We start from the raw sequence: 11,814 nt of genomic DNA on the forward strand, positions 1-11,814 counted from the left end.
TCCTTCCATCCGGGCGGATCTCGCCCGTTTCCCCGACGGTAGCCCCGCGTCCCGGGCCGGGCCAGGGGGTTGTGCCCCGGCTCTCCGATGGGTTAGTACGCGGGCGCCGTGCTCACTCCGACTCGACCGCGCTCACGTGGTGGGGTGCCCCCACAGGCTTCGACTCGGCCGATCCGCGCTGCCTCAGGAAGATGGAGAACGCCACCATCGAGCCGACGGCGAGCAGTTCGGACTGCCAGTTCTGCAACGTGCGATTCCAGAAGTCCGCGGATACGAGGTACTCACCCACCGATACCGGCGGCTGTCCGTGCAGGGCCTGATCGGCGTTGTACACGGTCGTACCCGCGAGCGCCTGAATTCCCCAGGAGGCGACGAAGACCGCCCCCATCGTGAGGATCAGCGAGTTGCTGTAGCACCACCTCCGCCAACCATCGGCGCGAGCCCATGCGGGGGAGTTGGCGCGGGCATGCGCGCCGACCCGCTGCTCCTCGTCGCTGCCGAGTCCCTCGTCGCCCGGCTTCTTCGACTCGGGGGAGCCGCGCTGCACGAGCCACACCGTGGCGAGGATGAAGAGGAAGAACTGCAAGTACTCCGACTGCCAGTTCTCGGCCACGTCGACCACGAAGTCCGATGAGGTCACGAACCCGAACCAGTCGGTGCCCGGGGCGCCGTGCGCAGTCTGCTCCTCGTTGTACGCGAGCAGGCCCGCCACCGATTGCCCGGCGAGCGTCACCACGAACGCGGCCGCGAAGGCGATCGAGAGCGCGTGATCCCTCAGCCTCATCGGAATCACCTCCCCATCAGCACGATCGCCAGCATCGCCGCGAGACCCGCGGCCACCACCGTCATCCAGAACAGGAACGTCGCTCTCATGCCGCGATCTTAGGAGCGGTCGTTCGGGTGCGGGCAAGCCCTTGCGCGGTCGCCGCCGATATGGCAACCGCCGCAGGTTAGCCGGGGCGCGTTCCGATGTCGAGGGGGTCGCGCACGCGCCGTGCCGGGCATAGCTTCGGGATGAGGCTACGATCCCTCGAGCGAAAGGACGTGAGCAGCATGCCGAACCCGCAGCTGAAGGACGAGGATCTCTACGAGCGCCTGCGAGAAGACGGCGCGTCGAAGGAGAAGGCCGCCCGCATCTCGAACGCCGCGGCGAAGGAGGGTCGATCGCGCGTCGGCAAGCGCGGCGGCGAGGCGGAGGACTACGAGGACCGCACGGTCGCCGAACTGCGCGAGCGCGCGAAGGAGCTGGGCCTGACGGGTTACTCGAGACTCCGCAAGGGCGAGCTCATCGAGCTGATCCGCTCGCACTGAGCGCGGTGCGGGAGCTCTTTCCGGGGGAGCGCCCGCCTCCGCCGGGCAGGCTCGCCTCCCCGGGGAGACCGGGCCCCGCAGCTCACAGCGGCCAGATCTCCTCGCGCCGGCCGACCAGCACCGACAGGATGACGGCGAGGGGCACGAGCCAGAGCACGGCCATGAGCACGGCGGCCGCGCGGAGCTTCGACCTCTGCTCCATCCGGCTGGCGCGCAGCACCAGCATGAGCACGAGCGCGAGGAGCGCCACGACCACGCCGACGCCGCACCACACCGGCTCCCACCTGGCCAGCAGCAGCAGCCCGAGCACCAGGATGACCGCGGCGACGCAGGATGCGACGAGCCAGCGACCGCTGCGGGTGCTGTTCAGCGCTGGCTGTCTCGCGATCGTCGCGGGGTCGGCCTGGCCGCGGTGCGGGTTCGGCACGGAGGCCTCCGCCTCGTCGCTCTGGGTCGAGCCGTCGAGCACCGGGCGCTCCTGGAACTCCTGCCCGTAGGGCGGCCCGTCGGCGGTGCCGTGGCCGGCCGGAGCCTCGAAGCGTGTCGCGTCGTGCGGCGCATCCGGCCGCTCCTCGGTCAGGCGCTCGGGGCTGTCGGGATCGACCTCCGGCTCGCCGTGCTTCGGCTCATCGCCCTGACCGCTTCCCGGAATCTGCTCGTTCGACATGACGTTCTCCCTCCGGCTGTTCGCGTGCGGCCGAAGCTAGCACGGGTCGGAGAACTCCCTCAGGGGGTCGACAAACGGAGGGCGATGCCGTAGCGGCGCGTCGGCGCGATGGTCAGGCCTTCTCGGAACCGGGCTCGTCGACGAGGCGCAGTCCGCTCGGCGCGTTCGCGTGGGCCATCAGCTGCTCGATCCACGCCGGGTTGATATCGGGCGTCTCGGCCGCATCGAACTCGAAGTGCAGCGGGATGCCGGGCTGCAGCCAGATGCTGCGCTGGTGCCCGTCCTCGTCGACCCAGGTGAACACGACGCTCTCCTGCAGGTTGAGCTTGCCGAAGATGGTCGTTCTCAGGTGGGTGAGGGTGCGATCGTCGAACGCGAAGCTCTTGCCGTAGCCGTAGTGCAGATATCCCATGGTTTCGCCTTACCGTTCCGTCGCGCGCTTCTCGGCCTCGTCCTCCGAGACCACCACCAGGCCGCGCGGGGTGTGCGAGAAGTCCGCGAGCACCGAGAGCCAGGCCTTGTTCAGCTGGGGCGGGCGGCTGCCCGCGAAGCGGAACGACAGCGGGATGTTCGGAGTCAACCAGATGGAGACGCGACCCCCGCCGCGCTCCGCGGGATTCACCCAGCTCATCAGAAAGCTCTCCTGGCGGCGCAGCTTCATGGTGATCGCCACCTTCAGATGCGCGAGGGTTCTGTCCTCGAACTCGAACTCTTGTGTGCCCCCGTAAACCAGAAATCCCATGTGCTCATAGTGGCATGACCTGGGAAGAAGTGATAGTGCGCCTGATCTGTGGGCGCGCCGCGAAGACAAAGTTCGCCATGACGAACTTTAGAACCATGTATAGTCGAACTCAGTGGGGGATCCCTCACGAGACCTCTTACGGAATGAACGGAGAAAGGGGCCGCGATGCGGAGGACACGGCTGGGAGCGGGCTCGCGCCACGACGCCGGGAGAGCGCCGGGCGGTCTTCTGCGGTTGCTCGGCCCCGCCTTCGTCGCGGCGATCGCGTACGTCGACCCGGGCAACGTCGCCGCGAACCTCTCGGCCGGCGCCGGCTACGGCTACCTGCTCGTGTGGGTGCTCGTGCTCGCCAACGCCATGGCCGTCATCGTGCAGTACCTCTCCGCGAAGCTCGGGATCGTCACGGGGCAGAGCCTGCCCGAAGCGCTCGGCGAACGCCTGCCCCGCACCGGCCGCCTGCTCTACTGGGCGCAGGCAGAACTCGTCGCGATCGCGACCGATCTCGCCGAGGTGATCGGCGGCGCGCTCGCCCTGCACATCCTCTTCGGCGTGCCGCTGCTGCTCGGCGGCATCATCGTCGGCGCGGTGTCGCTCGCGATCCTCGCCGTGCAGCGCACGGGCCAGCTCGGCTTCGAGCGGGTGATCCTCGCGCTGCTCGCCGTGATCACCGTCGGCTTCGTCGCCGGTCTCTTCGTCAGCCCGCTCGACTGGGGCGGCATCGCGTCGGGCATGATCCCTCGCTTCGAGGGCACCGCCACCGTGCTCCTCGCCGCGAGCATGCTCGGTGCGACGGTCATGCCGCACGCCATCTACCTGCACTCCTCGCTCGCCCGCGACCGTCACGGCTCCTCGACCGACCCGCGGCGGGTGAGCGAGCTGCTGCGCGCCACGCGCTGGGACGTCGGGCTCGCGCTGCTGCTCGCGGGCGGCGTGAACATCGCGATGCTGCTGCTCGCGGCCGCCTCGCTGCCCGGCGTCGCGGGCACCGATACGATCGAGGGCGCCGCGGCGGCCATCAGCGCCCACCTCGGTCCCGCGATCGGCGTGATCTTCGGCATCGGCCTGCTCGCCTCGGGCCTCGCGTCCACGTCCGTCGGAGCCTACGCCGGGGCCGAGATCATGCAGGGACTCCTGCACGTGCGCATCCCGCTGCTGCTGCGCCGGCTCATCACCCTGCTGCCGGCGCTCGTCGTGCTGGGGCTGGGGCTCGACCCCACCTGGTCGCTCGTCGTGAGCCAGGTCGTGCTCTCCTTCGGAATCCCCTTCGCGCTCATCCCGCTGATCTCCCTCACCAGCCGCCGCGGGGTGATGGGCGGCTTCGCGAACCGGACGGCGCTGCGCGTCGTCGCGATCGTCGTCGCCGCGCTCATCGTGGCGCTCAACGCCCTGCTGCTCGTGCTGACGGCCGTCGGCGCGGCGTGAACGCCAGAGCCTCTGCGCTGGTCAGTAGACGTTCCGTTCTTGCGATTCTCGAACATCTACTGCCGAGCGCAGAAGGGGGCACGGCATAGGCTGATCGCATGTGCGCGATCTACGGGGCGAGCGGCGGCCCCCACGGCCTCGGTCTCACCTTCGACCTGCCGCCCATGCACGAGCCCGACAGCCGGGCGCTCGTCGAGCGGTGGGCGCGCGAGCAGCGGGGCAGGGCGCGCATCACGGGTCGGAAGGCGCGCAACCTCAACCCCCTGATCCACGTGAGAGGCGGCGCGCGCTCGGTGGAGCTCGGCTGGTGGTGGCTGCACGTCGCAGGCGCCCCCGCCCCCTACAGCGCCTTCAACTCGCGCGACGACGCGCTGCTGCGCAGCTGGCGGGAGCCGTTCCAGCGGCGCGCTCTGCTGCCCGCGCGGTGGTACGTGGAGAAGGGGCGCACCTTCGCGCTCCCCGGCGACGAACTCTTCGGCATCGCGGCGATCGTCACGCCGGTTCCGGGGGAGCGCGGCGGCGGCATCGACGGCGAGGGCGAGCTGCTCAGCTACTCGATGGTCACCCGAGACGCGGTCGCCGCCGCCGCCGAGGCGGATCCGCGCATGCCGCTGGTGCTGCCGCGCGAGTTCCACGACGAGTGGCTCGATCCCGATCGCGTGGGCGACGCGGAGCTCATCTCGCGTGCGCGGTTCGCGTCGGAGGGGATCGGGGCGGCTCTGCGGATCATCGACGTGGCGGGCGAGGGATCCATGCCGCCCACGCTCTTCTGAGCCGCCTTGCGGTGATCCCTCGCCGCGTCAGCGATCCCTAGCGGTCCAGAGCCTTCAGGATCGCCGACTCGAGATCGCCGTCGCGCTGCGCGACGTACTGCTCGCCGGCCACGATCACGGTGGGGGTCGAGACGAGCCGCTGCGGTCCGTCGGCCGGCTGCGGCGTTCCGCCGCTTCCGAGCAGCTGGGCTCCAGGGGCGAGGCCGAGCAGACCCTCCTCGGTCGCGATGCGCGTGTTGTCGTCGAAGAAACCGGCGAAGCGCTGCTCGGCCACGCACTGCCGCAGTTCGCCGTCGACATCGGCGCCCGCGTCCTCGGCGACCGCGAGCAGTTCGTCGTCGGTGAGGCCCTCGGTGCCCTCCGACGGCTGCACGTCGGCGCTCAGCAGGCTCGTGTGCACGTCGAGCGCGGCGTCGGGGGAGGACTCGACGATGCAGGCGAACAGATTCGCCGCACGGGTCGAGTAGCGGGCACCGAGCGAGGTCTGGTCGAGGAAGTTGAGGGGGTAGACCTGCAGAGTGATGTCGCCCGCCCGCACGTAGCTGTTCAGCATGTCGCCGTTCGCCTGCTCGAAGGCGCCGCACGCCGGGCACATGTAGTCGACGTACACGGTCACGTCGACCGGCGAGCCTGCGGAGCGATCGGCCTCGGGGGCCTCGCGCGAGTCGCCCGAGGCCGAGCCCGACGAGACGAGCTCCCCGCCCTCGCCGAACACGGCGCCGCCCGAGGCCATTCCCTCGGGCCCGACTCCGCTCGCGGACGCACCGCTCACGGTCGGCACCGGACCGGGCTGGAAGCCGAGCCCGAACACGAAGAGCGCGGCCAGCAGGGAGAGCTTGGACGCGAGGGTGACGTATCCGATGATCGTTCCCGCCAGCGCGAGACCCCGGCCCCGCTGACCGCTGCGCTTGATCCGCGCGAGCGCGATGTGGCCGCAGATCATGCCGACGAGCGACACGAAGAACGAGCCGACGAAGGCCACGACCGCGAGCGAGCTCATCGGCGCGACCGGCGGCTGCGCGTAAGGGTGCGGCGGTGCCTGCGGGTACTGCGGAGCCTGCGGCTGCGGCGAGGGATCCCTGTCGTCGCCGGGAGTCGGGGGAAGCGTCATCGGGCTGCTCTCAGTGCTTGTGCGGCGGGTGCTCGGAGGAGGGGGTCGGCGGGTTCTCCGGCGTGGGAGCGGGAGGAATGCCCGCGCCCGCGCGGAGCAGGTCGCGGATCTCGGTGAGGAGCTCCTGCTCGGTGGGTGCGACGGGCTCCTCTTCGGGAACCGGGCGGCGCAGCTTGTTCATGGGCAGCACGAACACGAAGTAGACGACGGCCGCGACGATCACGAAGTTGATGATCGCGCCGATCACAGCGCCGAGGGCGATCGCACCGCCTCCGGGAAGCGCGAACTTCAGCGCCCCGTCGAGGGAGTCGGCCTTGAAGACCATGCCGATGATGGGGTTGATGAGCGAGTCGACGACGCGCTCGACGACGGAGTTGAACGCAGCGCCGATGACCACGGCCACTGCGAGGTCGACCACGTTGCCGCGGAGCAGGAACTCCTTGAAGCCCTTGAACATGGATGCTTCCCTTCTGGATACCTGTCGGTGGTGTTGGTGGGAACGGACGAGGCCCCGGTATCACGATACCGGGGCCTCGTCGCGGAGGGGCGAACCTCACCCGCGATCACATGCAGGCGGCGGTGTCGTCCATCATCGCGGAGACGAGATCCTGCGATGCCTGCTCGATCTCGTCGTAACCGTAGTTCGTGGCATTCGCCGGGTCGCTGATGATGTCGTAGAAGAGCTGATACACGTCCTGGTTCGGGCTCTCCTCGGCCGCGAGGCGCTGGAACACGTCGAGCGCTTCGGGGGAATCGCTCGCCAGGTCACCGGTCGGGTTGAGGGCGAGGTACTCGTTGAACACGGAGCAGAACGCCGCCGAGTACTCGAGCGAGTCGACTCCGGGGTCGCCCTCCGAGAAGCCGGAGCCGGTGTCCGCTTCGTAGTCGTAGTTGTCGAGCTCCGACTGCAGCTCGTCGAGGGAGCTGCTGTAGTCCTCGAGCTCCTTGTTGACGTTGGAGATGATGAAGCTCCAGGCGATGATGATGCCGATGCCCGCCAGCACTCCGACGCCGCCCAGGATGAGACCGGTGATCGACATGCCCTTCGACTGCTTCTTGCCGATCGCGATGAAGCCGAGGATCAGCGCGGCCAGGCCGCACAGGACCGTGATGATGCCGCCGACGAACGGGATCCATCCGAAGATCATCCCGCCGACGACCGCGACGATGCCGAGCACGAGCGCGGTGATCGCGAGACCCTTCGGCTGCTTCGGCGCCGTCGGGTAGCCGTAGCTCGGCACACCGGGGGCCTGCGGGGCGCCGGGGCCCTGCGGAGCGCCGGGGCCCTGCGGAGCGCCGGGCTGGAAGGGCTGCTGGGGCGCGCCGGGCTGGAAGGGCTGCTGGGGGCCTCCGGGCTGCTGCGCGGACTGCGGCATCTGAGGGGCCTGGGGCACCTGCGGCGCCTGACGTCCGGTCGGCGCCTGCGGCATCTGGGGCGCCTGCGGGGCCACCGACTGCTGCGGGGTGGTGGCCTGGAAGTCCTGGGCGTCCTGCGGGGCGGGGGCCGGGGTCAGCGGCGTCGTGTGCTGGGCGTCCTGCGCGTCGGGCGCTGCAGGTGCCGGGGTCAGCGGCGTCGTCGGCTGCGCGTCCTGCGCGGGCGGGTTATCGCCGGCACCGCTCGGGGCGGTGTTCCGGGAATCGTCGTTGGGCGTGTTGGTGTCGGACATGTCCGGTCTCCACTCCTGGGCTGTGTCGGTGGCTACCCGGTGAGGTTGACACGCCCGTTCGGAGCGAGCCGGTGTTCAGGACCCGGGCTGCGCGAGGGCCGCGGTGGGCTCCCACAACCTCCATCCTATGCGTTCGTGTGCGCAGCGCACCGCGGCCCCGGCTGGCGGAGCGAGTGGAGCGGGTACCTCCGCTGGTTGAGCGAGCGAAGCGAGTCGAAACCCGCCGCACCGAGTCGGCTCTTCGGTTTCGACTCCCTCGTGCCTCGGTCGCTCAACCGGCGGGAGGAGCGGGTCGAAACACGCCTCGCCGAACTGAGAACCCGAGCGTCGGGAGCATTCCGAGGCTCACGCGGTAGCGTGGGGAGCATGGAGTTTATCGGCGCGAAGCCCACCGTTGACCTCACCTATTCCGACGTGTTCCTCGTGCCGAGGCACTCCGACGTGGGGAGCCGCCTCGCGGTCGAGCTGACGCCCCGCGACGGCACCCCCGCGACTCTGCCGCTCGTCGCGGCCAACATGAACTCGGTCACCGGACCGCGGCTCGCCGCCGTGCTCGCGCGGCGCGGCGGGCTCGCCGTGCTGCCGCAGGATCTCTCCCTCGACGGCACCGAGGCCGCGATCCGCTGGGTGAAGCAGCAGCCCGTCGACGTCGACACGCCGATCCTGCTCTCGAGCGAGCTGACCGCGGCCCACGCGCTGCGCCTGATCCCTCGCGCCGAAGGCCAGAGCGTCGTCGTGATCGACGGTGCGGAGCCGGAGGGGCGCGTCCCCTCCGAGCGGATCAGGGGAGTCCTCTCGGCCGCGCGACTCGGCAGCGTTCCATCCGATGCGCGGCTCGGCGACCTCGTGCACGGGGCCGCCCCGCTGCTCGACGCCGATGCGCTCGCCGGCGCTCGGGAGACCTTCGACGCGGTCGACGAGGTCGCGGCGCGGCACGACGTCGAGACCGTCTGCGTGGTCGAGCGGGGGGAACTGCTCGGTACGCTGTCGCGCCGCTCGGCGCTGCGCCGCTCGATCTACGCCCCCGCCCTCGACGGCGACGGCCGGCTCGCGGTCGCCGCCGCGGTCGGCATCAACGGCGATGTGGCGGGCAAGGCGCGATCACTCGCCGCCGCAGGCGCCGATGTGCTCGTCGTCGACACCGCGCACGGCCACCAGGAGGGCATGCTGCGCGCCCTGCGCGCCGTATCCGAGCTCGGCCTCGGCCTGCCGATCGTCGCGGGCAACATCGTGACCGCCGACGGTGTGAACGATCTCGTCGCGGCGGGCGCCGACATCCTCAAGGTCGGTGTCGGCCCCGGCGCGATGTGCACCACGCGCATGATGACGGCCGTCGGCCGCCCGCAGTTCTCGGCAGTGCTCGAGACAGCCCAGGCTGCGCGCGAGCTCGGTGCGCACGTGTGGGCCGACGGCGGCGTGCGCTACCCCCGCGACGTCGCGCTCGCACTCGCCGCCGGCGCGGCCTCCGTGATGATCGGCTCCTGGTTCGCGGGCACCGCCGAGTCTCCTGGCGAGCTCGTCTCCGACGCCGACGGGCGGCAGTACAAGGAGTCGTGGGGCATGGCGTCGACGAAGGCCGTGCAGGGCCGCTTCGGCGGGCTCGACGCCTTCGAGCGGGCCCGCAAGGAGCTCTTCGCCGAGGGCATCTCGTCGTCGCGCATCTACCTCGATCCGCAGCGGCCGGGCGTCGAGGATCTCGTCGACATGATCACCTCGGGCGTGCGCTCATCGTTCACCTACGCGGGCGCCGAGAGCCTGCAGGAGTTCCATGTGCGCGCTCGCGTCGGCCTCCAGTCGGCCGCCGGCTACGAGGAGGGCAAGGCGCTCCCCGTCAGCTGGTGAGCCGCCATTTCGCTGCGTTCCCTCCGCTGCTCGAGCGAGCGAAGCGGCTTCTCTCGGTGAGACCGACCGTTTCAGCGAAACAGACTGTTTCAGCGCTCCCGGAACAGTCGGTCTCGCTGAAACCGTCATGTTCGGCACGTGCAGGGCAAGGCGGGGAACCCGCGCAACCGGGCGCACCCGCTGCGGTGCGCTTGGTGCGCGCATCCGCGCTACCGCTTACTCCGTAGCCCGGCACGCGAAGACCGATGCGTCGCTCTCGGGCGAGGAGCTACGCCAATTCGTAGGCATCGGAGAACTTCCGGCCTTGTTCAGCCGCGCAACCCCGCGAACGCATCTTGCGCGAAGTCGCCGCTGATCGTGTGACCTACGGCCACGAGAAGGTCTTCGCCGATCACGATCTCGTCCTTACCGCCGAGCGCGGCGAGACGAATCGGCATCATCCGGCCAGAGTATACGACCGCGAGGCGGCGCGAGGGTCTCGGTCCCTCCGCCCCGCCAACTAGACCGTCGTCGAGGCGATGGTGCCGAAGAGCAGCATCAGAAACAGGATCAGGCCGACCGTCAACTGCAGGATCATGACGACGAGGCCGATGTAGAACCCCGCCATCGCGAAGCCGATGCCGCGCTGCCCGGTGTTGCCGATCTGCTTCGACGCCACGACGCCCAGGATGAGGCCGAGCAGCCCGATGAAGAACGAGGTGATGAACGCCCAGATCGCGGTCTTGTTCATCGGCGGCCGCACTCCCGCCTGCTGCGCCGCGTAGGGGGAGTACATCGCTCCGGGCATGCCGCCCGGCTGGGTGTAGGCCGCTCCGCCCGGCGCGTAGTGCACCGGTGGCGCCTGCGGCGGCGCGGGTTGCGGTTGCGACTGCGGCAGGCCCGGCGGGGGAACCTCCGGGTGCGCGGGCGTTCCCTGGTGCGGTGCCGGTGCGTCGTTCATGCCGGTTCTTCCCCTTTCGACCGTATCCAGCCTACCCGCGAGCTCCGGACGGATGAGGGCGAGGGATCCCTGCCGAGCAGAAGCGAACTCCGCGAGGGATCCCTACCGGCCTTCGATGACCGCGAGTTCACGGTCGATGAACGCCTCGAGGCTCACCGCCTCGTATTCGGGCTGCTGCCAATCCTTCCCGTTCACGAGGGAGAGGGGGAGGCTGGAGAGCAGCTGCTCGTCGGTCGACTGCGGCTCGGAGTCCCGCTGCAGCCGCTCGTCGGGGGCCAGGCCGAGCACCCCGCGACCGGCCGTGAGATCCGTGGTGACCTCGGCGACGAAGCTCTCGAAGGCGCGGTACATGACGCACTCGCGCGCGGCGGTGTCGTCGGCGCCTCCCGCGCGCATGGCGATGACCATCAGCTCGGCGTCCTTGGGGCCTGCCGTGCCGGGTTCGGGGACGTTCTCGGCGCTCAGGAGCGCGCGATGCACGGCGTAGGCGGTCTCGGGTTGGGCGTCGACCTGGCAGGCCATGAAGTTCGCGGCCCTCGTCGAGTACTCGGTGTGGCCGGTCGCGCGGTCCAGCGCGGCGACCGGTACGATCTCGAGCGAGATGTCGCCCGCGGCGAGGCGCTCCTCGAGCATGTCGCCGTTCTCCTCCTCGAATGCGAGGCAATCGGTGCAGGCGTAGTCCACGTAGAGCGTGACGTGCACGGGGGCGCTCCCCGGAGCGGGGATGTACGCACCGCGCTCCTCGATCTCGCCGATCGGAGGGGTCTCGACCGCCTCCGTCGGCGAGGTGAAGACCACCCCTCCCGTTCCCATGTTCGCCGGCGCCCAGGTGTGCGGCAGCTCGAGTTCGGGCGATGCGCCGGAGGCACCGCGGCGCGCCGCCTCGCCGACGGCCGAGACCGCGATCCCTCCCGCGATGAGCGCTATCACGACGAAGATGCCGACCACGAGCTGGAAGATCGTGTTCACCCCGCCGATGATCATCGCCGCGACGGCGAAGCCCTTGCCGCGCTTGCCGTCGCGCCCGAGTTGGGACACCGCGATGAACGAGAGCACAAGACCCAGCAGCCCGATGATGAAGGAGGATACGAAGGCGAACACGGCGAGGCCGTTGAGCGGCGGCCGGGGTTGCGGCTGCGGGGCGTACGGTGCGGCGGGCGGGTGCGCGACGAGAGACGCGTATCGGGGCTGCTGCGGATCGGGGATCGTCGCGGGCATCTGCTGCTCGTCGCTCATGTGCGGGGACCTCCTCACGGTCCCGACCAGGCTATATCCGAGAGGGATCGCCGGGAATGTCAGCGGGGCCTGCAAGAATGGTGCGGGCAGTCCACAACTCTGG

14 protein-coding genes are annotated in these 11,814 nt (G+C 70.1%); 4 read left to right on the forward strand and 10 right to left on the reverse strand.

Annotation, left to right across the window (positions count from 1 at the left end; all coding sequences use genetic code 11):
- Positions 1–112: 112 nt before the first annotated feature.
- Positions 113–784, reverse strand: coding sequence for a DUF6766 family protein (locus J4H91_RS03175; RefSeq protein ID WP_208044810.1), 672 nt, complete (start codon positions 782–784; stop codon positions 113–115).
- A 269-nt stretch (positions 785–1,053) separates the two neighbouring features.
- Between J4H91_RS03175 and J4H91_RS03180 the strand changes: the two genes are divergently transcribed.
- Positions 1,054–1,311, forward strand: coding sequence for a DUF7218 family protein (locus tag J4H91_RS03180; RefSeq protein WP_208044811.1), 258 nt, complete (start codon positions 1,054–1,056; stop codon positions 1,309–1,311).
- An 82-nt stretch (positions 1,312–1,393) separates the two neighbouring features.
- Here J4H91_RS03180 and J4H91_RS03185 read toward each other — a convergent pair whose 3' ends face one another.
- The 3 genes from J4H91_RS03185 to J4H91_RS03195 form a co-directional block, all read right to left on the reverse strand.
- Entirely contained in the window at positions 1,394–1,978 is a 585-nt protein-coding gene (locus J4H91_RS03185) for a hypothetical protein (RefSeq protein ID WP_208044812.1), read from the reverse strand.
- Between the two features lie 112 nt (positions 1,979–2,090).
- A complete protein-coding gene (locus J4H91_RS03190; protein ID WP_208044813.1) occupies positions 2,091–2,390 on the reverse strand; it encodes a DUF7882 family protein in 300 nt (99 codons plus the stop codon).
- A gap of 9 nt (positions 2,391–2,399) precedes the next feature.
- Positions 2,400–2,720 carry a DUF7882 family protein gene (locus J4H91_RS03195; protein WP_208044814.1) on the reverse strand — a complete coding sequence of 107 codons (321 nt, stop codon included), beginning with the start codon at positions 2,718–2,720 and terminating at the stop codon, positions 2,400–2,402.
- A gap of 165 nt (positions 2,721–2,885) precedes the next feature.
- Here J4H91_RS03195 and J4H91_RS03200 point away from each other — a divergent pair, with 165 nt between their 5' ends.
- Together J4H91_RS03200 and J4H91_RS03205 are read left to right on the forward strand one after the other, a co-directional pair.
- Positions 2,886–4,142, forward strand: coding sequence for an Nramp family divalent metal transporter (locus J4H91_RS03200; RefSeq protein ID WP_208044815.1), 1,257 nt, complete (start codon positions 2,886–2,888; stop codon positions 4,140–4,142).
- A 98-nt stretch (positions 4,143–4,240) separates the two neighbouring features.
- Positions 4,241–4,915, forward strand: coding sequence for an SOS response-associated peptidase family protein (locus J4H91_RS03205; protein ID WP_208044816.1), 675 nt, complete (start codon positions 4,241–4,243; stop codon positions 4,913–4,915).
- Positions 4,916–4,952: 37 nt separating this feature from the next.
- On the opposite strand, the gene J4H91_RS03210 is transcribed toward J4H91_RS03205, so the two are convergent.
- The 3 genes from J4H91_RS03210 to J4H91_RS15450 form a co-directional block, all read right to left on the reverse strand.
- On the reverse strand, positions 4,953–6,026 hold the full coding sequence (locus J4H91_RS03210; protein ID WP_243752574.1) for a thioredoxin domain-containing protein: 1,074 nt from the start codon (positions 6,024–6,026) through the stop codon (positions 4,953–4,955).
- Between the two features lie 10 nt (positions 6,027–6,036).
- Positions 6,037–6,483, reverse strand: a complete 447-nt coding sequence (gene mscL, locus J4H91_RS03215) for a large conductance mechanosensitive channel protein MscL (protein ID WP_208044817.1) — start codon at positions 6,481–6,483, stop codon at positions 6,037–6,039.
- Positions 6,484–6,589: 106 nt separating this feature from the next.
- Positions 6,590–7,693, reverse strand: a complete 1,104-nt coding sequence (locus J4H91_RS15450) for a DUF4190 domain-containing protein (protein WP_243752588.1) — start codon at positions 7,691–7,693, stop codon at positions 6,590–6,592.
- 366 nt (positions 7,694–8,059) lie between these two features.
- Between J4H91_RS15450 and guaB1 the strand changes: the two genes are divergently transcribed.
- Positions 8,060–9,535, forward strand: a complete 1,476-nt coding sequence (gene guaB1, locus J4H91_RS03225) for a GMP reductase (RefSeq protein WP_208044818.1) — start codon at positions 8,060–8,062, stop codon at positions 9,533–9,535.
- A 308-nt stretch (positions 9,536–9,843) separates the two neighbouring features.
- On the opposite strand, the gene J4H91_RS15765 is transcribed toward guaB1, so the two are convergent.
- From J4H91_RS15765 to J4H91_RS03235, 3 genes are all read right to left on the reverse strand, one after another.
- Complete coding sequence (locus tag J4H91_RS15765) at positions 9,844–9,975, reverse strand: hypothetical protein (protein ID WP_279543121.1); 132 nt, start codon at positions 9,973–9,975, stop codon at positions 9,844–9,846.
- Between the two features lie 59 nt (positions 9,976–10,034).
- On the reverse strand, positions 10,035–10,475 hold the full coding sequence (locus tag J4H91_RS03230; protein WP_208044819.1) for a DUF4190 domain-containing protein: 441 nt from the start codon (positions 10,473–10,475) through the stop codon (positions 10,035–10,037).
- A 102-nt stretch (positions 10,476–10,577) separates the two neighbouring features.
- The gene (locus J4H91_RS03235) at positions 10,578–11,711 is read right to left on the reverse strand and encodes a thioredoxin domain-containing protein (protein WP_208044820.1); all 1,134 of its coding nucleotides are present in this window, start codon (positions 11,709–11,711) and stop codon (positions 10,578–10,580) included.
- Positions 11,712–11,814: the final 103 nt, after the last annotated feature.

Source organism: Leucobacter ruminantium (assembly GCF_017565705.1).
Lineage (GTDB): Bacteria > Actinomycetota > Actinomycetes > Actinomycetales > Microbacteriaceae > Leucobacter > Leucobacter ruminantium.